Raw genomic sequence first — 25,422 nt, 5'->3', positions numbered from 1 at the left:
ACGGGGGACCGAATCTCGTCGGATACGGGTGCCTCTCCAAGTGAACCGAGAGGCTTCCGGTCGCGGGGTTCGGCAGCGGCGCGGCCGCGGCTGATGATGCCGTGGAGCAGTGAGCGACGTTTCACGTGAAACACGATGCACAGCAGCGGTGGCCGAACTGTCGCGACACTCCGGCGTGCGTAGGTTTGGCAGCTTGTGTGGAGTACGTCTCGTCGTCAGGCCGGATCAGCGGCGCCGACGTGCCCGCCCCGCCCGTGCGGCCTTGGCCTTCTTCGCCGCGAAGCGGACACCGCCGGGGCTCTCCCCGACCTCGACCCGGACGACCGTGGACGGCGGATCCACCACCCCTTCACCCACATGCAGGATGGACGTCTCCACGGCACCCAGCTTGCTGAGTGCCGTGGCCGCACTCTTGAGCTCCTCCTCGGCGGTGTCGCCCTTGAGCGCCAGCATCTCCCCGTACGGTCGCAGCAGTGGAATGCCCCACGTGGCCAGCCGGTCCAGCGGAGCCACGGCCCGCGCCGTCACCACATGCACCGACGGCACCTTGCCCATGACCTCCTCGGCACGGCCGCGCACGACCGTCACATGGTCCAGCCCGAGCAACTCCACGACCTCGGTGAGAAAGTTCGTACGCCGCAGCAGCGGTTCCAGCAGCGTGATCTTCAGGTCCTCGCGGACCAGCGCCAGGGGAATGCCCGGCAGGCCGGCACCCGAGCCGACATCGCAGACCGTCACGCCCTCGGGCACGACCTCGGAAAGCACCGCGCAATTCAGCAGGTGCCGCTCCCACAGACGAGGCACCTCACGCGGGCCGATCAGACCGCGCTGCACACCCGCCTCAGCGAGCAGCTCCGCATAGCGGACCGCGTCCGCGAAGCGATCGCCGAACACCGCGCGCGCCTGCTCGGGCGCAGGGGGAAGCTCCGCTGCCTCCGTCACGGGGACCGTCCTTCCGTACCGCATCAGCGCACCGAGCGCCGAGACCACCAGAACTATCAGGCTGACAAAGCTCGGCCCCGCCTGCGCTACAGACGGGGCCGGAGGAACGTACGGACCGATCAGGCCGGAAGCACAACGACGAAGCGCTGCGGCTCCTCGCCCTCGGACTCGCTGCGCAGGCCCGCAGCCTTGACGGCGTCGTGCACGACCTTGCGCTCGAACGGCGTCATCGGCTTCATCTTCACGGGCTCGCCGGTGTTCCTGACCTCGGCGGCCGCCTTCGCGCCCAGCTCGGAAAGCTCGGCGCGCTTCTTCGCACGGTAGCCGCCGATGTCCAGCATCAGCCGGCTGCGGTCCCCGGTCTCCCGGTGCACGGCCAGGCGCGTGAGCTCCTGCAGCGCCTCAAGCACCTCACCGTCTCGGCCGACCAGCTTCTGCAGGTCTCGGCTGCCCGCGTCGCTGATGATCGAGACAGCGGCGCGGTCGGCCTCGACGTCCATGTCGATGTCGCCGTCGAGATCGGCGATGTCCAGCAGACCCTCGAGGTAGTCCGCCGCGATCTCGCCCTCCTGCTCCAGGCGGGTAAGGGTGTCTGCACCCTCGGCAGCGGCGGAGGTGGTGCCTTCCGTCACGGGATGGGCTCCTTCTTACTTCTTGGACGGGGACTTGGGGCGCTGCGGACCCTTGCGCTGCCCGGACTGGGCCTTGCTGCGGGTACCGCCGGCAGGCTTCGGCTCGGCCTTCTTCGCAGCGGCGGAGGGCTTGGCGTCCTCCGGCTCGTCGGACTTGCTCAGCGACGTCTTCGGCTCGGAGTCGCCGGGCACCTTCGCACCGCCGGACTGACGCTGGGCCTTGCTCTGCCGCTTGGGCTGCTGGCGCCTGGGAGCGGCGGCGCCACCAGTGGTCGCCGTACCGTCCTCGGACTGGGCGGCGGCAGCGCTCTCGCTCTTCGTCACGGTGCCGTCGGTCTGGGCAACCAGACCCGTCTTGTTCAGGGCGTTGATGAACTTGCGCTCGAACTCGTTGCGGTCACGGCCCTTGGCGACGATCGCCTTGACGATGGTCTTCTCGCTGCGCCGACGGATCTTTCCGTGCTGCGTGACGTGCTTGGTCAGGCGCTCCAGGTAGGCGGCCTGGGCCTTGGAACCCGGGGTCGGGTTGTTGTGGATGACGTACATCTGCTGGCCCATGGTCCACACGTTGGTGGTCAGCCAGTAGACGAGGACACCGACCGGGAAGTTGATGCCGAAGACGGCGAACATGACCGGGAAGACGTACATCAGCATCTTCTGCTGCTGCATGAACGGCGTCTTCACCGTGGTGTCGACGTTCTTCGTCATCAGCTGGCGCTGCGTGTAGAACTGCGACGCCGACATCAGGACGATCATGATCGCGGTGACGACCCGGACGTTGGTGAGGGAAGCCCCCAGCGCGTCGACCTTCGCGGCGCTGTCCGTGAACTTCGCGGCGAGCGGAGCGCCGAAGATGTGGGCCTTCTGGGCACTGGCCAGCAGGGACTTATTGATCACGCCGATGGTCTGGTTCGACGCGATGCCGTTGAGCACGTGATACAGGGCAAAGAAGAACGGGGACTGCGCCAGGATGGGAAGGCACGAGGAGAGCGGGTTGGTACCCGTCTCCTTGTACAGCTTCATCATCTCTTCGGACTGGCGCTGCTTGTCGCTCTTGTAGCGCTCCTGGATCTTCTTCATCTCGGGCTGCAGCGTCTGCATCGCCCGGGTCGCCTTGATCTGCTTCACGAAGAGCGGGATCAGGCAGATACGGATCAGGATCACCAGGGACACGATGGACAGGCCCCAGGCCCAGCCGGTGTCAGGACCGAAGATCTTCCCGTACACCGAGTGGAACTGGACGATGACCCATGAAACGGGTGTCGTGATGAAGCTGAAGAGGCTGGCAATCGTGTCCACTAATCATGCTCCTTGGGCATGGGACGAGGTCTCTGCGGCCGGGCTCGAAGGAGGATTCTCCTCGGTGGCCGGTTCGCCGGCGGAGGGCCCGCCCTTGCGTGCACGCCAGGCGCCACGCAGCATTTCGTGCCATCGCGGGCGCTTGCGCGGCGGCACATGATCCACACCGCCCAGCGACCACGGATTGCACCGCAGGATGCGCCACGCGGTGAGCGCAGTGCCCTTGATCGCACCATGCCGGTCGATGGCCGTGTAGCCGTAGTGGGAACACGACGGGTAGTACTTGCACACCGGCCCGAGCAGCGGACTGATCGTCCACTGGTACAGCTTGATCAGAGCCAGCAGCGGGTACTTCATCGCGCGCCCCCTCCCAGCAGCCGCTCGATGGCGGCATCCAGGTCTCGGGCCAGTTGTGCATGGTCGGCGTCGCCCGCACCGGGCAGCGCTCGTACGACTACCAGGCTACCGGGGGGCAACAGGGTGACTCGGTCACGCATCAGGTGGCGCAGTCTGCGCTTGACCTTGTTGCGTACCACCGCACCACCCACTGCTTTGCTCACGACGAAACCCGCACGCGTCGGGGGAGCGCTCTCCCCAGGCGCGTGCGGGTCCGTGGCACCGCTACGAAGATGGACGACGAGGGACGGGCGTCCGGCCCGGCGCCCTCGTCGTACCGCGGTCGCGAAGTCCTCGCGCCGCCTCAGCCGGTTCTCGGTGGGCAGCACGACGGCATGACCTGACCGGGATCAGGCGGACAGGCGGGCGCGACCCTTGCTACGGCGGGACGCGAGAATCGCGCGGCCGGCACGGGTGCGCATACGCAGCCGGAAGCCGTGGGTCTTGGCGCGACGACGGTTGTTCGGCTGGAAGGTGCGCTTGCTCACTCGGGGGCTCCAGAAATCAATCGGTAGTGGCGGGGTGCCGTCCTGGCTGTCACCGTGCGCCCACGAGTAGCTCGCAGTAACGCCCGAGTGCACCGCTTCCCGATCACCCAAATGATCTGTGCCCATCGGAGGCAGGCGGCAGCAGCCATCGACAACTCGACCTGGTTACGGTACGCGGGGCTACGCCATCCGGTCAAACCAGCGGTCACTGGGAGACACTATCCACAGCCTGGGGACAACAACTTGAACCGCACCCGTCGCCCTGACTACCGTGGCTGAACTCCGATTCGTTCCCTTGTACCTGCCCCACCCCATTTGAATCCCGACCCGTCCCACCATCACACGTTCGTGGGACCCGTGAGAGAGCGTGCCCTGTGGCTGACGTACCTGCCGATCTTGCCGCAGTGTGGCCACGAGTCTTGGAACAACTTCTCGGCGACGCTCGAGGGCAGGGCGTAGAGACAAAGGACGAGCACTGGATCCGGCGCTGCCAGCCACTCGCGCTGGTCGCCGACACCGCCCTGCTCGCCGTACCCAACGAGTTCGCGAAGGGCGTGCTCGAAGGCCGCCTCGCCCCCATCGTCAGCGAAAGCCTGAGCCGCGAGTGCGGCCGCCCGATCCGCATCGCGATCACCGTCGACGACTCCGCGGGCGACCCCCCCGCCCCGCCGGCGCCCCCCGCCCGCCCCCAGCCGCGCTACGAGGAGCCCGAACTCCCCTCCGGGCAGTACGACGGCTACGGCCGCCACCGCGCCGACGACCACCGGGCGGGCCGCCCCGAGCAACTCCCCGGCGACCCGGGCGACCAGCTCCCCACCGCCCGCCCGGCCTACCCCTCGGAGTACCAGCGCCCCGAGCCCGGCGCCTGGCCGCGCCCGTCGCAGGACGAGTACAGCTGGCAGCAGCAGCGCCTCGGCTTCCCCGAGCGGGACCCCTACGCATCGCCGCCCCAGGACGGCTACGGCTCACCTGCCCAGGACTCCTACGCCCCGCCCTCCCAGGACTACCGCCCGCAGTCGATGGAGCGCCCGCCGTACGACGCGCAGCGGCCTGACTACGACCAGCCGCGCTCCGACTACGACCAGCCCCGCCCGGACTACGACCAGCGCGACGCCCGCCGAGAGCTGCCCGACCAGCCGTCCGGCTCCGGGCGCGTCCACCGCGGCGGCCCGGTCGGCTCCTCTCTGCCCGCCTCCAGCGGCGCCCCCGGCCCCCTGGCCGCGAAGCCCGCGCCGGCCACCGGCCCCGGCGAGCCCACCGCCCGCCTGAACCCGAAGTACCTCTTCGACACGTTCGTCATCGGCGCCTCGAACCGCTTCGCGCACGCCGCCGCGGTCGCCGTCGCCGAGGCACCGGCAAAGGCGTACAACCCCCTTTTCATCTATGGGGAGTCGGGGCTCGGCAAGACGCACCTGCTGCACGCCATCGGGCACTACGCGCGCAGCCTCTACCCCGGCACGCGCGTGCGATATGTGAGCTCGGAGGAGTTCACCAACGAGTTCATCAACTCCATCCGGGACGGCAAGGGCGACAGCTTCCGCAAGCGCTACCGCGAGATGGACATCCTGCTCGTCGACGACATCCAGTTCCTCGCGGACAAGGAGTCGACGCAGGAGGAGTTCTTCCACACCTTCAACACGCTCCACAACGCCAACAAGCAGATCGTGCTCTCCAGCGACCGGCCGCCCAAGCAGTTGGTGACGCTGGAGGACCGGCTGCGGAACCGTTTCGAGTGGGGTCTGATCACCGACGTCCAGCCTCCCGAGCTGGAGACCCGCATCGCGATCCTGCGCAAGAAGGCGGTCCAGGAACAGCTCAACGCCCCGCCGGAGGTACTGGAGTTCATCGCCTCCCGCATCTCGCGCAACATCCGCGAGCTGGAGGGCGCGCTGATCCGCGTGACGGCGTTCGCGTCGCTCAACCGGCAGCCGGTCGATCTGGGGCTGACCGAGATCGTGCTGAAGGATCTGATCCCCGGGGGTCAGGACTCCACGCCGGAGATCAGCGCGACGGCGATCATGGCGGCGACCGCGGACTACTTCGGGCTCACCGTCGAGGACCTGTGCGGGAGCTCGCGCGGGCGACAGCTGGTCACGGCACGCCAGATCGCCATGTACCTGTGCCGGGAGCTGACAGATCTGTCGCTGCCGAAGATCGGGGCGCAGTTCGGCAACCGGGACCACACGACCGTGATGCACGCCGACCGGAAGATCCGGGCGTTGATGGCGGAGCGGCGGTCGATCTACAACCAGGTGACGGAGCTGACGAACCGCATCAAGAACGGGTAACGGTCCGGACGACGATTCTGGGCGTTCAGGGCGTCCTGGGGAGAGATCCCCGGGACGCCTTTCGACATCCCGGGGTGGCCTCGGTCGATTCCGCCGTGGGGCGGAGGGAACTGGTCGCGGCCATGCGGCGGAGCCCCGTATCGACATAGCCGACCCGCACTCCGGGGCTCCCCCTGTCTGCGATGACGGCACCACCCACGCGCGGGCCTCACGGACTGGTCGACGCGCTCGATCACCTCGCCACAGACTCGGCCGCCCACCGGCCCCGCCCCAGCCCCCACACAGCCGCACCACACGTCGCAAACCACACGTGACGTTACCGACAAGGCTTCGTCGAAGCCCCCATATCGGACTTGTCACGGGCGCCTTCGGGTGTCCGGGAGGGTTCCGGAAGTGGGCCGCTGCGGACTCGGTGGGACTCGTCGCGCCCACGCTGCGGCTCCTGATGTTCGAATACCGGCCGGGTTACGGCCGTCCTCCACAGATTTGCCTACTTTCTCGCGTCCACACCCTGGGGACTTGGAAGTTGTCCCAAACCTCGTCCACAGGCCGGGGGTTGAAACGGGATCAGGGCAGCTCAGGTGCCTGTGGAACAGTGGACGAAGGCTCTCCACAGACTGTGGACGACGAGATGATCCACAAGCTGTGCATGAAGTTGTCCACCGGCAACCCACAGGTTGGGCTCGACTGTCCCCAGCAAACACCACCTTCTCCACAGCGCTGTCCACTGTTCGGCAACGTGACGCGCCTGATCACCGCGTCGAGTGAAAGGCGTCACACAAAGGTGCCGGGTTGGGCTGTGGGCAACGTGGGTAAAGCTGGGGACGGCGCTGGGGAGAACTCGCCTCAGGCTGTGCACGGGGTGTGCAGAACTTTCCGTTCTCCACAGATCTGCAGAGTTGTCCACCGTCTCCGCCCACAGGGCCCGTGGACAAAATCTTGCCTCTGAGCTGGGCAAACGGGGTTATCCACGGTTTCCACAGGCCCTACTACTACTCCCGACTAGAGAGAGCGAGAAGTTCGTTTCGAAGGGGGTCCTGTGCACAACTCGCCGTCCGGCTCCCGGCTGCCCCTCGTCACGACTTGACCCCGAGAGGCACCTACTGTCAGTGCCGTGCGTCAGACTGTTCCCGGTGTCCTTCCCACCGCAGGGACCGACGACACCGAGACAGACGACGAAGCCAGGCAGGGCGAGAACGCCGGCAACAGCAGGAGGCGGCAACAGTGAAGATCCGGGTGGAACGCGACGTACTCGCGGAGGCAGTTGCCTGGGCGGCGCGCAGCCTCCCGGCCCGTCCGCCGGCGCCTGTCCTCGCCGGCCTCCTGCTGAAGGCCGAGGACGGCGCTCTGAGCCTGTCCAGCTTCGACTACGAGGTCTCCGCGCGGGTGTCCGTGGAGGCGGAGGTCGAGGAGGAGGGCACCGTCCTCGTCTCCGGCCGGCTGCTCGCCGACATCTCCCGCGCCCTCCCCAACCGGCCCGTGGAGATTTCCACAGACGGTGTACGGGCGACCGTGGTCTGTGGATCCTCCCGATTCACGCTCCACACCCTGCCTGTGGAGGAATACCCGGCGCTGCCGCAGATGCCGAACGCCACGGGCACCGTCCCCGGTGAGGTCTTCGCCTCCGCCGCCGCCCAGGTGGCCATCGCGGCCGGCCGTGACGACACGCTGCCCGTCCTCACCGGTGTGCGCATCGAGATCGAGGGCGACACCGTCACCCTGGCCTCCACCGACCGCTACCGCTTCGCGGTCCGCGAGTTCCTGTGGAAGCCGGAGAACCCCGAGGCCTCCGCGGTCGCCCTGGTGCCCGCCAAGACGCTCCTGGACACCGCCAAGGCCCTCACGAGCGGCGACAGCGTGATCCTGGCGCTGTCCGGCTCGGGCGCGGGCGAGGGGCTGATCGGTTTCGAGGGCGCCGGGCGGCGCACCACCACCCGCCTCCTCGAGGGCGACCTGCCGAAGTACCGCACGCTGTTCCCGACGGAGTTCAACACCGTCGCCGTCATCGAGACCGCCCCCTTCGTGGAGGCCGTCAAGCGTGTCGCCCTGGTCGCCGAGCGCAACACCCCGGTGCGGCTGAGCTTCGAGCAGGGCGTGCTGATCCTGGAGGCCGGCTCCAGTGACGATGCACAGGCTGTGGAGCGTGTGGACGCGCAGCTGGAGGGCGACGACATCTCGATCGCCTTCAACCCGACGTTCCTCCTGGACGGCCTGAGCGCCATCGACTCGCCGGTGGCGCAGCTGTCGTTCACGACGTCCACCAAGCCCGCGCTGCTCAGCGGCAAGCCGGCGCTGGACGCCGAGGCGGACGAGGCCTACAAGTACCTGATCATGCCTGTGCGGCTCAGCGGCTGATCGCTCTCCACAGAGAATCCGCAGGTCGGGGCGTACTTATGAGCGGGTATGCCCACAGGTGTGCGCGAGCGTCCGGGTTTAGGCTCGGACGCAGGTACGAACGTGCCCCACACGCCACACAGCAACCTAAGGAACAACTGATGGAGCTCGGTCTCGTCGGCCTCGGCAAGATGGGCGGCAACATGCGCGAGCGGATACGCCGCGCAGGCCACACCGTGATCGGATTCGACCGCAACCCGGCCCTCGCCGATGTCCACAGCCTGGAAGAACTTGTGGGCAAGCTCAGCGGGCCCCGCGTGGTCTGGGTGATGGTCCCGGCCGGAGCGCCCACGCAGTCGACGATCGACGAGCTGGCCGAGCTCCTGGAGCCGGGAGACGTCGTCGTGGACGGCGGCAACTCCCGCTGGACCGACGACGAGCGGCACGCCGAGGAGCTGGCGGCCAAGGGCATCGGCTTCGTCGACTGCGGTGTCTCCGGCGGCGTCTGGGGCCTGGAGAACGGCTATGCGCTGATGTACGGCGGTGACGCGGAGAACGTCGCCAAGGTGCAGCCGGTCTTCGACGCGCTGAAGCCCGAGGGGAAGTTCGGCTCGGTGCACGCCGGCAAGGTCGGTGCGGGGCACTTTGCGAAGATGGTCCACAACGGCATCGAGTACGCGATGATGCAGGCCTACGCCGAGGGCTGGGAGCTGCTGGAGAAGGTCGACTCGGTCACGGATGTGCGCGAGGTCTTCCGGTCCTGGCAGGAGGGCACGGTCATCCGGTCCTGGCTGCTGGACCTCGCGGTGAACGCCCTCGACGAGGACGAGCACCTGGACAGGCTGAAAGGTTTTGCACAGGACTCCGGCGAGGGACGCTGGACTGTGGAAGCCGCCATCGACAACGCCGTGCCGCTGCCCGCGATCACGGCCTCCCTCTTCGCGCGGTTCGCGTCGCGTCAGGAGGACTCTCCGCAGATGAAGATGATCGCGGCGCTGCGGAACCAGTTCGGCGGCCACGCGGTCGAGAAAAAGTAATCCACAGGGCTGTTGAAAAGTCAGCCCGCAACCTGGGGGAGGTCGGCGACCGACCATGCACGTCACGCACCTGTCGCTGGCCGACTTCCGCTCGTACGCCCGGGTCGAGGTCCCGCTCGACCCGGGCGTCACCGCCTTCGTCGGCCCGAACGGGCAGGGCAAGACGAACCTCGTCGAGGCCGTCGGATATCTCGCCACCCTCGGCAGTCACCGGGTGGCCTCCGATGCCCCGCTGGTGCGCATGGGCGCGGATCGCGCGGTCATCCGGGCGCAGATCAGGCAGGGTGAGCGGCAGCAGCTGGTGGAGCTGGAGCTGAACCCCGGCAAGGCCAACCGCGCCCGCATCAACAGGTCCTCGCAGGTCAGGCCGCGTGATGTGCTGGGCATCGTACGGACCGTGCTGTTCGCGCCCGAGGATCTTTCCCTGGTGAAGGGGGATCCCGGGGAGCGGCGTCGTTTCCTCGACGAGCTGATCACCGCTCGTGCCCCGCGCATGGCCGGCGTGCGCTCCGACTACGAGCGGGTCCTGAAGCAGCGCAACACGCTCCTGAAGTCGGCCGCGCTGGCGCGCCGGCACGGCGGCCGTTCCATGGACCTGTCCACGCTCGACGTCTGGGACCAGCATCTTGCGCGCGCGGGCGCCGAGTTGCTCGCCCAGCGGCTGGACCTGGTCGCGGCGATCCAGCCGCTGGCCGACAAGGCGTACGAGCAGCTGGCGCCGGGGGGCGGCCCGGTCGGCCTGGAGTACAAGCCGTCCGCGCCCGGTGAGGCACATACCCGCGAGGATCTCTACGAGCAGCTGATGGGGGCGCTCGCCGAGGCGCGCAAGCAGGAGATCGAGCGGGGCGTCACCCTCGTAGGACCCCATCGGGACGATCTGCTTCTCAAACTCGGTCAGCTGCCCGCGAAGGGGTACGCCTCCCACGGGGAGTCCTGGTCGTATGCGCTGGCGCTGCGCCTCGCCTCGTACGACCTGCTGCGGGCCGAGGGCAACGAGCCGGTGCTGGTCCTCGACGATGTCTTCGCGGAACTCGACACCCGGCGCCGGGAGCGCCTGGCGGAGCTGGTCGCGCCCGGTGAGCAGGTGCTGGTGACCGCGGCGGTCGACGACGACGTGCCGCACGTACTGACCGGGACGCGGTACTCCGTGTCGGACGGGACGGTGGAGCGCGCATGACGGACGAACAGCCCGCGCCCAAGAAGGCCCCCGAGCCGTCCGGCGTCGACCTCGCGCGGGTGGCGCTGAGGGCGGCGAAGGAGCAGGCACGCGCGCGTGGGGACGCGGCGCAGCAGAAGAAACAGGCGCGGCGCGGTGGTCTGCGCTCCGGCGCTCGTGCTGACGGACGCGACCCCATGGCGCTCGGTGCTGCGATCAACCGGCTGATCACCGAGCGCGGTTGGGAGACGCCGGCGGCGGTGGGCGGGGTGATGGGCCGCTGGCCGCAGATCGTCGGCGAGGACGTGGCCAAGCACTGCGAGCCGGAGAAGTACGACGAGGACGAGCGGGTCCTGGTGGTGCGCTGCGATTCGACGGCCTGGGCGACGAATCTGCGCCTGCTCGCCCCCACGCTGGTGGCCCGGCTCAACGAGGACCTCGGCCACGGCGCGGTGAAGATGATCAAGGTGAACGGCCCCGGTGGTCCCGCCCGTCGCTACGGTCCCCTGCGTGCCCCTGGCAGCACGGGCCCCGGCGATACGTATGGGTGACAGACCTCACATCTGCAGGCCGTCGGCGGTCCCGTCGTGGTGTCGGCGGCCTCTGTGGCGTGCCACCGCACACGGTTGCGAATTGCGACCTGACTCCCAAGTAGCCAAGGGTTGACAGTCGGAAGCGCTGAGTGCCTCTGTGAGCCTCTTGGAGCCCTGCTCCGTATATGGGGACCCGGCAGACGCCGGTTCAGGGCGCCACATGAGGACTCAGGTACCGGCAAACCCCCATCACTGTCGGCGCTACCGGTAGACTGGAAGCCAATCCCGCCCCAGTCGTGGGGACGTCCGGGAAAAGCTGAGCAACGCTGAACAAGGCTTACCAACGCAACATGCCGCAGCCGCTCCGGCAACCCGCCGACGAGCCCGGCTCGTGCTGTGCCAGAAAGGGCGCTTCGTGGCCGATTCCGGCAACCCCAACGAGAACATCCCGTCCACCGACGTCGGCGAGAACGGCGCGGTGACCTCGTCGAACGGCGAGGTCACCGCCTCGTACGACGCCAGCGCCATCACCGTCCTCGAGGGCCTGGACGCGGTCCGCAAGCGCCCCGGTATGTACATCGGCTCGACCGGTGAGCGAGGGCTGCACCACCTCGTGTACGAGGTCGTCGACAACTCCGTCGACGAGGCACTGGCCGGCCACGCGGACACCATCGACGTGACGATCCTCGCCGACGGCGGCGTCCGCGTGGTCGACAACGGCCGTGGCATCCCGGTGGGCATCGTGCCCTCCGAGGGCAAGCCGGCACTCGAGGTCGTGCTGACCGTTCTGCACGCGGGCGGCAAGTTCGGCGGGGGCGGCTACGCGGTCTCCGGTGGTCTGCACGGCGTCGGCGTCTCCGTGGTGAACGCGCTGTCCTCGAAGGTCGCGGTCGAGGTCAGGACCGACGGCCACCGCTGGACGCAGGACTACAAGATGGGCGTCCCCACGGCGCCGCTCGCCAAGCACGAGGCCACTGAGGAGACCGGCACGTCGGTCACCTTCTGGGCCGACGCCGACATCTTCGAGACCACCGACTACTCCTTCGAGACGCTCTCGCGGCGCTTCCAGGAGATGGCGTTCCTCAACAAGGGTTTGACGATCAAACTCACTGATGAGCGCGAGTCGGCGAAGGCCACCTCCGGGGCGGACGAGGCGGGTGCCGACGAGACCGCCGAGGTCAAGCACGTCACGTACCACTACGAGGGCGGCATCGTCGACTTCGTGAAGTACCTCAACTCCCGCAAGGGCGACGTGGTGCACCCGACGGTGATCGACCTCGAGGCGGAGGACAAGGAGAAGAGCCTCTCCCTCGAAGTCGCGATGCAGTGGAACAGCGGTTACAGCGAGGGCGTGTACTCCTTCGCCAACATCATCCACACGCACGAGGGCGGTACGCACGAAGAGGGCTTCCGCGCGGCGCTCACCAACCTGATCAACAAGTACGCGCGCGACAAGAAGCTGCTGCGCGAGAAGGACGACAACCTCACGGGTGACGACATCCGCGAGGGTCTGACGGCGATCATCTCGGTGAAGCTGAGCGAGCCGCAGTTCGAGGGCCAGACCAAGACCAAGCTGGGCAACACGGAGGCGAAGACCTTCGTCCAGAAGGCGGTCTACGAGCACCTCAACGACTGGCTGGACCGCAACCCGAACGAGGCGGCGGACATCATCCGCAAGGGCATCCAGGCGGCCACCGCGCGCGTGGCGGCCCGCAAGGCCCGTGACCTGACGCGTCGTAAGGGCCTGCTGGAGTCGGCGTCCCTGCCGGGCAAGCTCTCCGACTGCCAGTCGAACGACCCGACCAAGTGCGAGATCTTCATCGTCGAGGGTGACTCCGCCGGCGGCTCGGCCAAGTCCGGCCGCAACCCGCAGTACCAGGCGATCCTCCCGATCCGAGGAAAGATCCTCAACGTCGAGAAGGCCAGGATCGACAAGATCCTGCAGAACCAGGAGATCCAGGCGCTCATCTCCGCCTTCGGCACGGGCGTGCACGAGGACTTCGACATCGAGAAGCTCCGCTACCACAAGATCATCCTGATGGCGGACGCCGACGTCGACGGCCAGCACATCAACACCCTGCTGCTGACCTTCCTGTTCCGCTTCATGCGGCCGCTGGTCGAGGCCGGGCACGTGTTCCTGTCGCGTCCCCCGCTCTACAAGATCAAGTGGGGTCGGGACGACACCGAGTACGCGTACTCGGACCGAGAGCGCGACGCGCTGCTCGAGCTGGGCCGCCAGCGCGGCAAGCGGGTGCGTGAGGACTCCATCCAGCGCTTCAAGGGCCTCGGCGAGATGAACGCCGAGGAGCTGCGCATCACGACGATGGACCAGGAGCACCGCGTGCTCGGCCAGGTCACCCTGGACGACGCCGCGCAGGCCGACGACCTGTTCTCGGTCCTGATGGGCGAGGACGTCGAGGCGCGCCGCCAGTTCATCCAGCGCAACGCCAAGGACGTCCGCTTCCTCGACATCTGAGTCGGTCTCAGCTGACCGCACCAGGAAGGATCTTCACCAGCAATGGCCGACGAGAACACCCCCCTCACGCCTGAAGAGGGCGGCGACATCGCCCAGCGTGTCGAGCCCGTCGGGCTCGAGACGGAGATGCAGCGCTCGTACCTCGACTACGCGATGTCCGTCATCGTCTCGCGTGCGCTGCCCGACGTCCGGGACGGCCTCAAGCCCGTCCACCGCCGCGTCCTGTACGCCATGTACGACGGCGGCTACCGCCCCGAGCGTGGCTTCTACAAGTGTGCCCGTGTCGTCGGCGACGTCATGGGCAACTACCACCCGCACGGCGACTCCTCGATCTACGACGCGCTGGTCCGTCTCGCGCAGCCGTGGTCGATGCGGATGCCGCTGGTGGACTCCAACGGCAACTTCGGCTCTCCGGGCAACGACCCGGCGGCGGCCATGCGCTACACCGAGTGCAAGATGGCGCCGCTGTCGATGGAGATGGTCCGTGACATCGACGAGGAGACCGTCGACTTCACGGACAACTACGACGGCCGCTCCCAGGAGCCGACCGTCCTGCCGGCCCGCTTCCCGAACCTGCTGATCAACGGCTCCGCCGGTATCGCGGTCGGCATGGCGACGAACATCCCGCCGCACAACCTGCGCGAGGTCGCGGCCGGCGCCCAGTGGTACCTGGAGAACCCGGACGCCTCGCACGAGGAACTCCTGGACGCGCTCATCGAGCGCATCAAGGGCCCGGACTTCCCGACCGGGGCGCTCGTCGTCGGCCGCAAGGGCATCGAGGAGGCCTACCGCACGGGCCGTGGCTCCATCACGATGCGCGCGGTCGTCGAGGTCGAGGAGATCCAGAACCGCCAGTGCCTGGTGGTCACGGAGCTGCCGTACCAGGTCAACCCCGACAACCTCGCGCAGAAGATCGCCGACCTGGTGAAGGACGGCAAGATCGGCGGCATCGCGGACGTCCGCGACGAGACCAGCTCCCGCACCGGTCAGCGGCTGGTCATCGTGCTCAAGCGGGACGCGGTCGCCAAGGTCGTCCTGAACAACCTGTACAAGCACACGGACCTGCAGACCAACTTCGGCGCCAACATGCTGGCGCTGGTCGACGGCGTCCCGCGCACGCTCTCCCTGGACGCGTTCATCCGCCACTGGGTGACGCACCAGATCGAGGTCATCGTCCGCCGCACGCGCTTCCGCCTGCGCAAGGCCGAGGAGCGGGCGCACATCCTGCGCGGCCTGCTGAAGGCCCTGGACGCCATCGACGAGGTCATCGCGCTGATCCGGCGCAGCGACACCGTCGAGATCGCGCGCGCGGGCCTGATGGAGCTCCTGGAGATCGACGAGATCCAGGCGAACGCCATCCTCGAGATGCAGCTGCGCCGACTGGCCGCCCTGGAGCGCCGGAAGATCATCCAGGAGCACGACGAGCTCCAAGCGAAGATCACCGAGTACAACGAGATCCTCGCCTCCCCGGTCCGCCAGCGCGGCATCGTCAGCGAGGAACTCGCCGCGATCGTCGAGAAGTACGGCGACGACCGCAAGACGATGCTGGTGCCCTTCGACGGTGACATGTCCATCGAGGACCTGATCGCCGAAGAGGACATCGTCGTCACCATCACGCGCGGCGGCTACATCAAGCGCACCAAGACGGAGGACTACCGCTCGCAGAAGCGGGGCGGCAAGGGCGTGCGCGGCACGAAGCTGAAGCAGGACGACATCGTCGACCACTTCTTCGTGTCGACCACGCACCACTGGCTGCTGTTCTTCACCAACAAGGGCCGCGTCTACCGTGCGAAGGCGTACGAGCTCCCGGACGCCGGCCGTGAGGCGCGCGGCCAGCACGTCGCGAACCTGCTCGCCTTCCAGCCGGACGAGGCGATCGCCGAGATCCTCGCGATCCGCGACTACGAGGCGGCGCCGTACCTGGTCCTCGCCACCAAGGGCGGCCTGGTCAAGAAGACGCCGCTGAAGGATTACGATTCACCCCGCTCCGGCGGTGTGATCGCGATCAACCTCCGGGAGACGGAGGACGGTTCGGACGACGAACTGATCGGCGCCGAACTCGTTTCGCCCGATGACGATCTGCTTCTGATCAGCAAGAAGGCACAGTCGATCAGGTTCACTGCCACGGATGACAGCCTGCGGCCCATGGGCCGTGCCACCTCCGGTGTCAAGGGCATGAGTTTCCGTGAGGGCGATGAACTTCTGTCGATGAATGTTGTTCGACCCGGTACGTTCGTGTTCACTGCTACGGACGGTGGGTACGCGAAGCGGACCGCCGTCGACGAGTACCGCGTCCAGGGTCGCGGCGGCCTCGGTATCAAGGCTGCCAAGATCGTGGAGGACCGCGGTTCGCTGGTCGGCGCGCTGGTGGTCGAGGAGACCGACGAGATCCTCGCCATCACGCTGTCGGGCGGTGTGATTCGTACGCGAGTCAACGAGGTCAGGGAGACAGGCCGTGACACCATGGGCGTCCAACTGATCAACCTGGGCAAGCGCGATGCCGTCGTCGGTATCGCTCGTAACGCCGAGGCGGGACGCGAGGCGGAGGAGGTCGACGGCGATGTGGCCGTCGACGAGACCGCCGAAGGTGCCGCGACCACCGGCACGGACGAGGGTGAGGCGCCCTCGGCCGAGTAGCACGAGGAGTGAGTCATCGTGAGCGGAGCCACGGGCGCCGGATCGGCCGCTACCCCCACGGGTACGGAATCGGACGGAGGCGGCCGTGGCTCCGCCGCGCGTGCGACGGATCCGCACACGACCCAACTGCGCAAGATCGACGCAGCCGAGACCGACTCGCCCTCGTCGAAGACTCATGGATCCCAGGGGGGAACTGTGACGGAAGCCCGAGGCCCGCAGACGCAGCAGCAGAAGGCCGGGGCGGCTCCCGCCGCCCAGCCGCAGCCGCAGCAGCCTCCGGCCCAGCCCGCACCGCCCCAGGCGGCCTCTCCGCTCCCCGGTGAGCGGCAGGCGCAGCAGCCCGCCGGGCCCTACCACCCGCCGCAGGCCTACCAGAACCAGGCCCAGGCGCCCGCCCAGACACCGGCCGGCGCCGTACGGCGGCCGCGCACCGGCGCGCGCACCACGCCCCGTATCCGCAAGGCACGTCTGCGCGTGGCGAAGGCCGATCCGTGGTCGGTCATGAAGGTGAGCTTCCTGCTCTCCATCGCGCTGGGCATCTGCACGGTCGTCGCGTCCGCGGTCCTGTGGATGGTCATGGACGCGATGGGCGTCTTCTCGACGGTCGGCGGCACGATCTCGGAAGCCACCGGCTCCAACGAGTCGAACGGCTTCGACCTGCAGTCGTTCCTGTCGCTCCCGCATGTCCTGATGTTCACGTCGATCATCGCGGTCATCGACGTCGTCCTCGCGACGGCTCTCGCGACCCTAGGCGCGTTCATCTACAACCTCTCCGCGGGCTTCGTCGGCGGCATCGAGCTGACGCTCGCCGAGGACGAGTGACACCGACCGGGAACGTCGCTCGAACCCCTGCCGCCGTCCCTGCCCCCGTCCCTGAGACAACCGATTTTGGGACTGCCCACGTCGTGCGCTAATCTTCAGGGGTCAGCGCGCGGGACACACACCGCAGAGCGCGGCGGGGCTATAGCTCAGTTGGTTAGAGCGCATCCCTGATAAGGATGAGGCCACAGGTTCAAATCCTGTTAGCCCCACCAGCGAAAAGACCCCCGGTCCACACGGACTGGGGGTCTTTTGACACCACCGGTTGACACCAACGGCAGCGATCAGCCGATGAGCGGATCTTCCAAGAGCTCGGCGAGCAGCGCGACGGCTTCGCGCTCGCTGTCACCGACCACGTGCGTGTAGACGTCCATGGTCATGCTGATCTGGCTGTGCCGAAGGATCGCCTGAGCGACCTTGGGGTGCACCTTCAAGAAGGCGAGCAGGGTGCCGCAGGTGTGCCGGGCGAGCCGGACCGTGATTCGACGCACACCGGCTCGCTTCACGAGGCGATCGAAGGTCCGTGAGAACCCCACCGGGTCGATCATGCCGCCATGCTCCGACGAGAAGATCAGATCCTGGTCCGGCTCCTGCGACCAGTGCGTACCGGCGATCTTCCGCTCCAGCTCTTGAAGCTCCCGGCGCTCCTCCAGGGCCCGGGCGCAGAACTCCGGCAGCGGGAGCACCGCCTGTGACGACTCGGTCTTGAGGTCCTTGAGGACCAGGCCGACGCCCTTGACCCGCTGCACCTGCTTGACCGGCGTGAAGTGCCGCGCCTCGAAGTCGACGTCTTGCCAGCGCAGGCCCAGGAGCTCACTGCGGCGCAGGCCGAGCACGAGGACCAGGACGCATGCCGCGTACAGGCGGTGGGCACGAGCCGCGCGCAGGAACGTGACGGCCTCGCGGGCGTTCCAGGCCTTGCCCTTGTCCTTGGTGACCTTGGGCATGTCGACCAGGAGCGCGACGTTGCGCGTCAGCAGCTCCTCGCGGATGGCCCGATTGAGGGCGTTGCGGAGCACGCGCAGCACCTCGAACCGCGTGGAGGCGCCTACCTTCTCGCGCTTCAACGTGGCCATGAAGGTGCGGACTTGGGCAGGCGTGAGCTTGACTAGCGGCTTCTTGGCGAGGTGCGGCAGCAGGTACAGCCGGACCTTGGACTCGTACTTGACGTACGTGTTGTGCTCACGCTCCGGCTCGACGATGTGCTCCAGCCAGTAGGCCAGCCACTCGCCGAGCGTCCAGGAGCGGGACGGCACCGGGATGCCATTGCGCTCCTGGCCTTGGAGATTGCCGAGCTTTTCGTTCGCCTCGTCCCACGTGGCGCCGTAGACGGTCTTGCGGACGCGGTTGCCGTCCGTGTCGGTGACGTAGGCACGCCCCATGTAACGGCCGTCCGACCGCCTTGAGATCGTGCCGCCGCCGTTAGGCCGACGCTTGGCCATCAGGCAGCCTCCCCGATATGCCGGCGGATGAGGTCCTGCACCGCATCAGCCGGGATCCGGCGGCAGCCATCGACCTTGATTGAGACCAGGCGGTGTGTGCGGATCAGGTCGTAGACCTTGGTACGGCCTACCTTGAGCTGCCTCATGACGTCCGGCACGGTCAGCAGCTCCGGGGTGGCAGTGGTCATGCGGCGGCTCCTTCCAGGTCGAGCAAGGCGGGTAGTTCGTCGCGGGCGGTTTCGCGGCTGAGCTGGATGTCGCGGCGGATGTTGGCGGCGAACCAGGATTCGCCGGGCGTGTGGCCGTGTCCGGCGTAGGTCCAGTGGGCGAGGGTGAGCGTGGTTGCCTCCGGGTTCTCCTCGGGGTCGGGCAGGCCGAGGGCTTCGCGTTGCTGGGTGGCGCGGTAGTCGGCGCGGACCTGGCGCAGGGCGCCGAGGGTGGTGGAGTAGCGGCGGGACTTGGTGGAGAAGTGGCCGCGGAAGCCGAGCATGTGAGCCCAGTCCCGCAGCTTGCGGTCTGGGTAGAGCACGTGGAGGTCGAGGCAGGCCGCGATCAATCGGGCGGGGTGGTCGGGTACGTCGAGCAGGACCAGGGCCTCTTTGTTGCCGATCCGGCGGTCGACGGTGCCGGTGGTCTCGGCTGCCTTGGTTGCGTACTTGGCGACGTAGGAGGCGACGGCTTGTTCGGTGATCTCTTCGCCGTGGCCGAAGGCGCCGATCGGCTGGACGTCGAGCTGGGTGCCCCAGCGCAGCGTGCGAGCAGGCTCGGTGCGCGGCGGCTGATCGGGATGCGGCTGGTAGCGGGCCAGGGGGACGTCGACCGCGACGCGGGCAGCAGCGGCGCGGATTGCGTCGGTGAGCAGATCGAGGGTGGCCCAGGCCGGGGGCGGATCGTCTGGCCCGTCGGGGCCGTCGAAGCGGATCACGGCATGGAAGTGCACGGCCCCGCGCTTCTGGTACTCGGCGACCTTGCCGAAGGAGACGCGGGACTGTTCGCGGGCGGCTTTCTGGGTGAGTCCGGCCCGGCGGGCGATCTCGCGGCGGAGGTAGATCGTGAAGTAGCGCCACAGGTCGGATGCGTGGTTGTTCCACAGCACTGCGCCCGCGTAGTCGTACGTGCCAGGGTCGAGCGGGGTGCCGAGTTCGGGTGCATCCTCGGGGTGCCGGGCGCCGCAGCGGCAGGGCCGGTTGCCGGGGCGGTTGTGGACCGGGCCGAACGAGGGCGCGGTGAGGGTGGCGAAGACCCGGGGGTGATCCCGGATGGTGTGCGGGGTGCCCTTGTCCGGGTCGCCGACGAGTCCGGCGCGGATGAGGTGGTAGGTGTCTCCGGCGTAGGTCCAGGCGCAAGCCGGGCACCGGGAGGCACGGCGGTTGCCGCAGGCGATGCGGAGCATGCCTCCCGGCTCGGTGTCCGTGGAGTAGGCGTGCAGCACGGTCTTGGTGGCCGGGTCGATCGTCTTGGTGCCGCCGATGAGGCGGATCGGGTCGGAGCAGCCGCTGGTGCGCTTGATCTGTTCTTGCCAGCGGTCGAAGTCGGCCGAGTTGGCCACCCTCAGCACGTCGCCGAGGGTGGCCGCATCGAGGCCCGCCAGGGTGGCGGTGTCAGTCACCTGGTCACCTACCAGCCCGGACGAGACGAACGGCGCGGGCCGTGTGGCCGGTGCCCTGGCAGGTCAAGCAGTGCACGCGGAGGGTGACGCGGGTGCCGTCGTCGTGGCGGTCGCCGGTGGTGATGGCGACGACGGGGAAGCCGTCGCAGTCGCGGCAGACGGGTGTGTTCGAGACGTGCTGGGGCATGATGAGGCTTCCCTTTCGGGTCCGTTGGATCTGGAAGAGGTGCAGGCGTCCGGGGCGGCGGTTCTTTGGCGAGAGAGCCGCCCCGGGGGCCGTTCAGCGGCGGCGGTTGCGGCGGGGCTTGGAGTAGGCGGGCGGGATGTCCTGGTACTGCTGCCGTCCCTGCTCGAAGGAGTCCCGCTCGGTGTCGCTGCGGTCGGTGGAGCCGAGTTCCTGCCGGATGCGGCTCATGGCCCTGCGGTCGCCGTGGCGTTCTGCGATCGCGTAGTCGCGTCCGAGTTCGGCCATGGCCGGGTTGGCGGGGGTGTTGTCGCTGCTCTTGCGGCTGAAGAGACCCATGTCAGTGCTTCCTTTCCTGGTTGAGGAGTGAGCGGAGTACGACGGCGGTCACGGCCACGGACATGCCGGTGATGGCGACCGCGAGGAGCATGGAGACCAGGACCGCGCCGATGACGAGGACCACGGCGGTGCCGCCGCCGACGAGGACGAGTGCGGTGCCGGGGGTGAGCTGGATGCTCGGCCGGTTGGACACGGGAACCGCCGGTGCAGGAGCGCTGGGGGCCGGGTCGGTGGCGGGTTGTGGGATGACGGCCGGTGCCGGTGCCGGTGCCGGTGCCGGTGCCGGTGCCGGTGAGGTGTCGGGGGTGGGGTACTTCGGGGTGAACACGGGGCGCTCTCCTTTCGGGTCAGGGGTTGCAGCGGTGGGTGCGGGCGGCGAGTTCGGCGGCCGAGCGGTCGCCGTGCTCGGTGGAGAAACCGCAGTTCGGGGAGGTGCAGGCGGCGGTGTGCTTGGTCTGGCCGCGTCCGTTGTTGAAGGTGCCGACCTGGACGGGGCCGATGCGGATCACGTCGTAGAAGCGGTTCGGGCGCATGGGTGGAACCTCCTTGTGGGTCAGGCGAGTTGGGCGGCGATCGCTCCAGCCAGGTCTTCCGGGATACCGAGGCGGGCGCGCAGGGTGGCGGTGTCGATGTCCGTGCCGGTGCGGGTGCGGTGTTCGGTGGCGACCTTGCGGGCGTGGTCGACCAGGGCCGGAGGCACCGACGGGTGGGTCGTTTGGGGCAGCGCGGGAACGGGCTCCGCAGCAGCGATCGGTTCGCGATCGGGTTCCGGCTCGGGTGCGGCGGCCGGGGCTGCGGGTGCCGGCGGATCTGGCACCCGGTCTCCGGTGGGAGTCGGTGAGTGGGTGAGCAGGGTGCCGCCGAGGAAGGCCAGGGCGGGCCATCCGGCGACGAGGATGCGCAGCCAGGCCGGGACGTGGTCCAGGTCGAGCATTCCGGCGGTGGCGATGTTGGCGCAGAGCGAGGCGACCAGGGCGATCACGAACCAGAACCAGGCCAGCCCGGATCGGTCGGTGCGCAGGCGCCGCCACACGGCGACCAGGAGCAGGTCGACCGAGACGGGGTAGGCCCAGGCTTTCCAGCCGGTCTGACCAGCCGCAGCGGCGAGGTCGTGCAAGTGGGCGAAGGACAGGGCACCGGCGATCACGGCCTGAACGAGTACGGCGTCGAAGCGGACCGAGCGGGGCATGGTCTTCACCTCCCTTCGCGGGGAACGAACGCGGATTTCATCGCATTGACGGAGAACCACTGGACTTGCGGGCCATGGACGACCTCCGTTCCGGGTTTCGGCATGGCGGGGGTAGGGACTTGGCGCGAGGCGGTCGCGCCGACCGGCAAAGCGGGGGGTTACTCCGTGACCGGCTGCGGCTGTACCAGCGGCGGCGCGGTGGGCATCGGCGGCACGATCTGGCCGACCGGCTGGAACGGAGCGAGGAACGAAAGGGCCGGGGTCAGGTGCGCGAACTGGCGGCACACGGCGGCTGCCTCGTCCGGGGTGGTCTCCGGGGTACGGATGCGGGACCAGCCGCCGGAGGTGTCACCGGCCACGGCGATCCCGGGGCGGTCCGGGGCGATCGTGGTCACGGCCATGACGGCATCCGGGGCGATGTCGCCGAGCCCCATGTCTGCGGTCTGCTTGTCGTTCACGCGGTGCACCACGCGGCCGGTGAGCTGAGCCCGCAGGGCAGTTGCACCCTTGCCCAGGTCGGAGCCGAAGCGCTGCCCGCACACCTCCAGGTAGATCCCGATCGCACGGGCCATCTGGCCGAGGCGGACCAGCTGCATGACGGTGTGGTCGCGGGCCGCCTCGTCCTTCTTCGAGACCACGAGGAACAGCTCTGCCACCTCGTCGATCAGCACGACCAGCGGCACCGGCCGCACCTTGTCCGGCAGTTCCCACAGGTCCGAGACGCCGTACAGGGCGAGGAGATCGAAGCGCTCTTCCATCTCGGCAACCAGCGCGTCTATCAGACGCCCGGCGGCTTCCGGGTCGGTGGCCAGCGCGGACAGGCGCGGCGCGTACCGGCCGTGCTCAACACCGCGCTTGCAGTCGATCCCGATCAGACCCACCGGCAGCTCGGCCAGCCCCTTGATCAGATTGCGCTGATACACGGACTTGCCTGACAGCGTCGCGCCCAGGGTCAGAGCCATCGGCACCTTGCGGTAGTCCCGCTCGAACACCGTGCCGTCCTCGCGCAGCGCGACCGGAACGACCAGGTCACGGGGCTGAGCCTTACGCGGCATCTTGACCTTGCCGAGCACGTCGTAGCCGGTCATCCGCAGTTCCACGTAGCCGGGCTTCGTCTCCGCCACGGCCACCGAGCGGACTCCCCAGGCGTGGCGGAGGCGTTCGGAGGAAGCGGCGATGTCGGCGGGCTCCAGACCGGCGGGAAGCCGGAGCGTGACCCGCAGCCCGGTCGACGTCGGGCGGACCCGGCGGACCCTCGGCGGCACCGGCCGCACCTCGCTGCGGGCCAGGTTGCGCTTGACGAAGGCACGAAGGCCGGACGGCTTCACCGTCAGCCCGCACACCTCCATCGTGTCCCGGTAGGTCCAGGTGAACCGGCCCCAGGTGACCGGCAGGCCGACCAGCGACCAGTACACGCGCGGAGCCTGGTACTTCGCGTAGCCGAGCCCACCGGCACCGGCCGCGACCCCGCCCAGTTCGAACCAGGTGGCCACGTCGGTCATGGTCAGGCCCCCGCCGTGATGGCGACCGCACGGAACGAGATCCCGTGCCGCTTCTGCCCGTTGAACTCGTTCTCCCAGTCACGGGCCTTGAGTCCGACCACCCGCACCGGCATGCCCGGCGTGAGGCCATCGGGGAGGCCGGTCTCCGGCACGGTTACCTGGTAGAGGTTCCCCTCCCCCTCGTCCGAGACCAGCAGACCCACGGTCGACAGCCCCGCGTTGGTCTCGCGGTCCACGGCCCGCTCACCGGTCTTCTTGTTGACCATCTTCGGCTCGGGCGCGGTCGCCACGAACACCACAGCGGTCGAAAGGTCGATCTTGAACGACGGCATGAGTCCATCCCTCAGTTCTTGGAGGCTGCCCGTTTCGCAACCTCTCTAGACATCTCCAGTAAGGCATACATCTCTAGAGACGTCAAGGGAATCTGTCTAGAGATGTTGAGAAGGTGGGATCGCGGCTACACGAGAGGGCAAGGTCCGTATGTATGGCCTAGGCTGTCTAGAGAAGAAGGGAGGGCTCCCGAATGACCACCACCGACGACGACCGTCGGCCGAAGTACCAGCGGATTGCGGACTCTCTACGCGAGGCGATCCGGTCGGGCGAGTACGGTCCCGGTGATCGGCTTCCGGGAGAGAACGACCTGATGGCCGCGCATGGCGTGGCCCGCATGACAGCCCGTCAAGCCTTGAGTGTGCTCAAGGACGAAGGCATTGCCGAGTCCCGCAAGGGTGCCGGCGTGTTCGTCCGTTCATTCCGCCCGTTGAGGCGTCGGGGGATCCAACGGCTCGCACAGGAGCAGTGGGGCAGCGGCCGGTCCATCTGGTCTGCCGACATCGAGAACCGCGCACTCGTGGTGGATCAAGTGACGGTGACGGAGGAAGCCGCACCGGAACCGATCGGGCAGGTGTTGGACCTGGGTGAAGAGGACACCGTCTGCGTGCGACGTCGGCGGTTCGTCTTGGACGGGAAGCCCGTTCTGCTCGCGACGAGTTATCTCCCCACATCGGTGGTCGCAGGGTCGGCGATCACTCAGGAGGACACCGGGCCAGGTGGAACGTACGCGCGGCTTGCGGAACTTGGGCACAAGCCAGTGCACTTCCGCGAAGAGATCCGCTCGCGCATGCCCACGAAGCACGAGGCGACGCAGTTGAGCATCTCCGCGGGTACACCGGTCCTACTCATCTGCCGAACCGCGTTCGCGGATGAAGGACGCCCCGTCGAGATCAACGAGATGACGCTCGATGCCGCCTCGTACATCCTGGAATACGACTTCGACGCGTAGGCCGAGCCTCGGCTGGCGAAGTGAGGGCGAGAAGGGGTAGGAATGATCTCCACCCAGGCATGGGCCGACGCCCGACGCTTGTGGGACTACCACCAGATGGGCCACACCCCACGGCCGTGCTCAGTCGCGATCGGTCTGGGCAGTCACGACCTGGGTGTGGCCGATACGGCAGTGGACCTGTACAAGCGAGGCATGGCTCCCCTGCTTGTGTTCACAGGAGCCACCAGCCCGACGACGCGGGAACGCATGCCCCGCGGGGAAGCCGTCCACTACCTCGAACGAGCCCTCGAACTCGGTGTGCCCAGCTCAGCTGTGCTCGTAGAGCCCAACGCCCGCAACACCGGCGAGAACATCCGCTTCTCCAGGGCCGTGCTCGAGGAGGCCGGAGTGGATGTCTCCTCCGTGCTCCTCATCAGCAAGCCGTACGAGGAGAGGCGCGCGTACGCCACGGCCCGCAAGCTATGGCCCGAAGTCGAGATCGTCAGCGCGTCCACTCCGATGACGCTTGAGGAGTACGCGGACTCCATCCAGGACGCTCGGTTGGTCATTGACATGCTGGTGGGGGCACTTCAGCGCCTGTTGATCTACCCGGAGCAGGGATACATGATCAGCCAGCCCGTGCCGGATGACGTGCTTGAGGCGTACGAGCGGCTGTGCCACGAGGGTTTCAGCAGCCGACTTCTCGCCACGGACCAGCACTCTGCCTGAATGCCGCAGTTGCATGGCTCAGACCGGGATGACGGAGCAGCGGCGATGAGCGCGGTCCACGCAATGCCCATCACGGACGCTCTGCGCGACGAGGCGCCGCACATTCAGACGTATGACGGCTGCGAGCTGT

General features: G+C 68.1%; 26 protein-coding genes and 1 tRNA gene. 11 read left to right on the top strand and 16 right to left on the bottom strand.

The genetic code is table 11. The features are described from left to right. Positions 1–225: 225 nt before the first annotated feature. The 6 genes from rsmG to rpmH form a co-directional block, all read right to left on the bottom strand. A complete protein-coding gene (gene rsmG, locus ACFY1E_RS08200; protein ID WP_389072847.1) occupies positions 226–942 on the bottom strand; it encodes a 16S rRNA (guanine(527)-N(7))-methyltransferase RsmG in 717 nt (238 codons plus the stop codon). A 119-nt stretch (positions 943–1,061) separates the two neighbouring features. Next, a complete protein-coding gene (locus ACFY1E_RS08195; protein WP_351473061.1) occupies positions 1,062–1,574 on the bottom strand; it encodes a R3H domain-containing nucleic acid-binding protein in 513 nt (170 codons plus the stop codon). A gap of 15 nt (positions 1,575–1,589) precedes the next feature. Beyond that, the gene (yidC, locus tag ACFY1E_RS08190) at positions 1,590–2,873 is read right to left on the bottom strand and encodes a membrane protein insertase YidC (protein WP_389072845.1); all 1,284 of its coding nucleotides are present in this window, start codon (positions 2,871–2,873) and stop codon (positions 1,590–1,592) included. A 3-nt stretch (positions 2,874–2,876) separates the two neighbouring features. Then, entirely contained in the window at positions 2,877–3,230 is a 354-nt protein-coding gene (gene yidD / locus ACFY1E_RS08185) for a membrane protein insertion efficiency factor YidD (protein WP_389072843.1), read from the bottom strand. Further along, positions 3,227–3,598: a ribonuclease P protein component gene (gene rnpA, locus ACFY1E_RS08180; RefSeq protein WP_389072841.1), complete on the bottom strand. Its 372-nt coding sequence runs from the start codon at positions 3,596–3,598 to the stop codon at positions 3,227–3,229. Before rnpA ends, yidD begins: the two co-directional genes overlap by 4 nt. A 21-nt stretch (positions 3,599–3,619) precedes the next feature. After that, positions 3,620–3,757 (bottom strand): 50S ribosomal protein L34, encoded by a 138-nt coding sequence (gene rpmH / locus ACFY1E_RS08175; protein WP_003956500.1) that lies wholly within the window; start codon positions 3,755–3,757, stop codon positions 3,620–3,622. Between the two features lie 374 nt (positions 3,758–4,131). Between rpmH and dnaA the strand changes: the two genes are divergently transcribed. The 9 genes from dnaA to ACFY1E_RS08130 all read left to right on the top strand — a co-directional run bounded on the left by dnaA (position 4,132) and on the right by ACFY1E_RS08130 (position 17,252). Next, a complete protein-coding gene (gene dnaA / locus ACFY1E_RS08170) occupies positions 4,132–6,045 on the top strand; it encodes a chromosomal replication initiator protein DnaA (RefSeq protein WP_389072838.1) in 1,914 nt (637 codons plus the stop codon). Between the two features lie 1,224 nt (positions 6,046–7,269). Further along, positions 7,270–8,400: a DNA polymerase III subunit beta gene (gene dnaN / locus ACFY1E_RS08165; RefSeq protein ID WP_030938963.1), complete on the top strand. Its 1,131-nt coding sequence runs from the start codon at positions 7,270–7,272 to the stop codon at positions 8,398–8,400. Positions 8,401–8,540: 140 nt separating this feature from the next. Continuing rightward, a complete protein-coding gene (gene gnd, locus ACFY1E_RS08160; protein WP_389072835.1) occupies positions 8,541–9,416 on the top strand; it encodes a phosphogluconate dehydrogenase (NAD(+)-dependent, decarboxylating) in 876 nt (291 codons plus the stop codon). A gap of 55 nt (positions 9,417–9,471) precedes the next feature. Then, positions 9,472–10,593, top strand: a complete 1,122-nt coding sequence (gene recF, locus ACFY1E_RS08155; protein ID WP_389072833.1) for a DNA replication/repair protein RecF — start codon at positions 9,472–9,474, stop codon at positions 10,591–10,593. Next, entirely contained in the window at positions 10,590–11,123 is a 534-nt protein-coding gene (locus ACFY1E_RS08150) for a DUF721 domain-containing protein (RefSeq protein WP_389072831.1), read from the top strand. Before recF ends, ACFY1E_RS08150 begins: the two co-directional genes overlap by 4 nt. A 373-nt stretch (positions 11,124–11,496) precedes the next feature. Further along, a complete protein-coding gene (gene gyrB, locus ACFY1E_RS08145; protein ID WP_389072830.1) occupies positions 11,497–13,581 on the top strand; it encodes a DNA topoisomerase (ATP-hydrolyzing) subunit B in 2,085 nt (694 codons plus the stop codon). A gap of 42 nt (positions 13,582–13,623) precedes the next feature. Continuing rightward, a complete protein-coding gene (gene gyrA, locus ACFY1E_RS08140; protein WP_389072829.1) occupies positions 13,624–16,218 on the top strand; it encodes a DNA gyrase subunit A in 2,595 nt (864 codons plus the stop codon). 18 nt (positions 16,219–16,236) lie between these two features. After that, the gene (locus tag ACFY1E_RS08135; RefSeq protein WP_389072826.1) at positions 16,237–17,040 is read left to right on the top strand and encodes a DUF3566 domain-containing protein; all 804 of its coding nucleotides are present in this window, start codon (positions 16,237–16,239) and stop codon (positions 17,038–17,040) included. A gap of 135 nt (positions 17,041–17,175) precedes the next feature. Continuing rightward, positions 17,176–17,252: transfer RNA gene (locus tag ACFY1E_RS08130), tRNA-Ile, on the top strand. A gap of 69 nt (positions 17,253–17,321) precedes the next feature. Here the strand turns inward: ACFY1E_RS08130 and ACFY1E_RS08125 are convergent. From ACFY1E_RS08125 to ACFY1E_RS08080, 10 genes are all read right to left on the bottom strand, one after another. Continuing rightward, a complete protein-coding gene (locus ACFY1E_RS08125) occupies positions 17,322–18,479 on the bottom strand; it encodes a tyrosine-type recombinase/integrase (protein ID WP_389072824.1) in 1,158 nt (385 codons plus the stop codon). Next, a complete protein-coding gene (locus ACFY1E_RS08120; RefSeq protein WP_389072822.1) occupies positions 18,479–18,667 on the bottom strand; it encodes a helix-turn-helix domain-containing protein in 189 nt (62 codons plus the stop codon). Before ACFY1E_RS08120 ends, ACFY1E_RS08125 begins: the two co-directional genes overlap by 1 nt. After that, positions 18,664–20,088: a replication initiator protein RepSA gene (gene repSA, locus ACFY1E_RS08115; RefSeq protein WP_389072821.1), complete on the bottom strand. Its 1,425-nt coding sequence runs from the start codon at positions 20,086–20,088 to the stop codon at positions 18,664–18,666. Before repSA ends, ACFY1E_RS08120 begins: the two co-directional genes overlap by 4 nt. A 4-nt stretch (positions 20,089–20,092) precedes the next feature. Beyond that, a complete protein-coding gene (locus ACFY1E_RS08110) occupies positions 20,093–20,275 on the bottom strand; it encodes a hypothetical protein (RefSeq protein ID WP_389072818.1) in 183 nt (60 codons plus the stop codon). Between the two features lie 93 nt (positions 20,276–20,368). After that, positions 20,369–20,611: a hypothetical protein gene (locus ACFY1E_RS08105; protein ID WP_389072816.1), complete on the bottom strand. Its 243-nt coding sequence runs from the start codon at positions 20,609–20,611 to the stop codon at positions 20,369–20,371. A 1-nt stretch (position 20,612) separates the two neighbouring features. After that, complete coding sequence (locus ACFY1E_RS08100) at positions 20,613–20,939, bottom strand: SpdD protein (RefSeq protein ID WP_389072814.1); 327 nt, start codon at positions 20,937–20,939, stop codon at positions 20,613–20,615. A gap of 19 nt (positions 20,940–20,958) precedes the next feature. After that, positions 20,959–21,144, bottom strand: a complete 186-nt coding sequence (locus tag ACFY1E_RS08095) for a mobile element transfer protein (protein ID WP_389072812.1) — start codon at positions 21,142–21,144, stop codon at positions 20,959–20,961. A gap of 20 nt (positions 21,145–21,164) precedes the next feature. Beyond that, positions 21,165–21,800 carry a DUF2637 domain-containing protein gene (locus ACFY1E_RS08090; RefSeq protein WP_389072809.1) on the bottom strand — a complete coding sequence of 212 codons (636 nt, stop codon included), beginning with the start codon at positions 21,798–21,800 and terminating at the stop codon, positions 21,165–21,167. Positions 21,801–21,958: 158 nt separating this feature from the next. Beyond that, positions 21,959–23,302, bottom strand: a complete 1,344-nt coding sequence (locus ACFY1E_RS08085) for an FtsK/SpoIIIE domain-containing protein (RefSeq protein ID WP_389072806.1) — start codon at positions 23,300–23,302, stop codon at positions 21,959–21,961. A gap of 2 nt (positions 23,303–23,304) precedes the next feature. After that, positions 23,305–23,634, bottom strand: a complete 330-nt coding sequence (locus ACFY1E_RS08080; RefSeq protein WP_385229246.1) for a hypothetical protein — start codon at positions 23,632–23,634, stop codon at positions 23,305–23,307. 191 nt (positions 23,635–23,825) lie between these two features. Here ACFY1E_RS08080 and ACFY1E_RS08075 point away from each other — a divergent pair, with 191 nt between their 5' ends. After that, the gene (locus ACFY1E_RS08075) at positions 23,826–24,584 is read left to right on the top strand and encodes a GntR family transcriptional regulator (RefSeq protein ID WP_389072803.1); all 759 of its coding nucleotides are present in this window, start codon (positions 23,826–23,828) and stop codon (positions 24,582–24,584) included. Between the two features lie 42 nt (positions 24,585–24,626). Beyond that, entirely contained in the window at positions 24,627–25,292 is a 666-nt protein-coding gene (locus tag ACFY1E_RS08070) for a YdcF family protein (protein WP_389072801.1), read from the top strand. Positions 25,293–25,422: the final 130 nt, after the last annotated feature.

This window comes from Streptomyces sp. NPDC001604 (assembly GCF_042893475.1).
Classification (GTDB): domain Bacteria; phylum Actinomycetota; class Actinomycetes; order Streptomycetales; family Streptomycetaceae; genus Streptomyces.
The sequence above is the reverse complement of the archived record's forward strand: the minus strand, read 5'-3'. Positions and strand labels throughout refer to the sequence as shown.

Coding starts and splice junctions, on each gene's coding strand:
- ACFY1E_RS08150 (WP_389072831.1), top strand. CDS start 10,590: ATGACGGACGAACAGCCCGCGCCCAAGAAGGCCCCCGAGCCGTCCGGC.
- ACFY1E_RS08105 (WP_389072816.1), bottom strand. CDS start 20,611: ATGGGTCTCTTCAGCCGCAAGAGCAGCGACAACACCCCCGCCAACCCG.
- ACFY1E_RS08090 (WP_389072809.1), bottom strand. CDS start 21,800: ATGCCCCGCTCGGTCCGCTTCGACGCCGTACTCGTTCAGGCCGTGATC.
- ACFY1E_RS08120 (WP_389072822.1), bottom strand. CDS start 18,667: ATGACCACTGCCACCCCGGAGCTGCTGACCGTGCCGGACGTCATGAGG.
- gnd (WP_389072835.1), top strand. CDS start 8,541: ATGGAGCTCGGTCTCGTCGGCCTCGGCAAGATGGGCGGCAACATGCGC.
- ACFY1E_RS08070 (WP_389072801.1), top strand. CDS start 24,627: ATGATCTCCACCCAGGCATGGGCCGACGCCCGACGCTTGTGGGACTAC.
- ACFY1E_RS08110 (WP_389072818.1), bottom strand. CDS start 20,275: ATGCCCCAGCACGTCTCGAACACACCCGTCTGCCGCGACTGCGACGGC.
- ACFY1E_RS08080 (WP_385229246.1), bottom strand. CDS start 23,634: ATGCCGTCGTTCAAGATCGACCTTTCGACCGCTGTGGTGTTCGTGGCG.
- ACFY1E_RS08075 (WP_389072803.1), top strand. CDS start 23,826: ATGACCACCACCGACGACGACCGTCGGCCGAAGTACCAGCGGATTGCG.
- ACFY1E_RS08085 (WP_389072806.1), bottom strand. CDS start 23,302: ATGACCGACGTGGCCACCTGGTTCGAACTGGGCGGGGTCGCGGCCGGT.
- recF (WP_389072833.1), top strand. CDS start 9,472: ATGCACGTCACGCACCTGTCGCTGGCCGACTTCCGCTCGTACGCCCGG.
- ACFY1E_RS08125 (WP_389072824.1), bottom strand. CDS start 18,479: ATGGCCAAGCGTCGGCCTAACGGCGGCGGCACGATCTCAAGGCGGTCG.
- ACFY1E_RS08095 (WP_389072812.1), bottom strand. CDS start 21,144: ATGCGCCCGAACCGCTTCTACGACGTGATCCGCATCGGCCCCGTCCAG.
- gyrA (WP_389072829.1), top strand. CDS start 13,624: ATGGCCGACGAGAACACCCCCCTCACGCCTGAAGAGGGCGGCGACATC.
- yidD (WP_389072843.1), bottom strand. CDS start 3,230: ATGAAGTACCCGCTGCTGGCTCTGATCAAGCTGTACCAGTGGACGATC.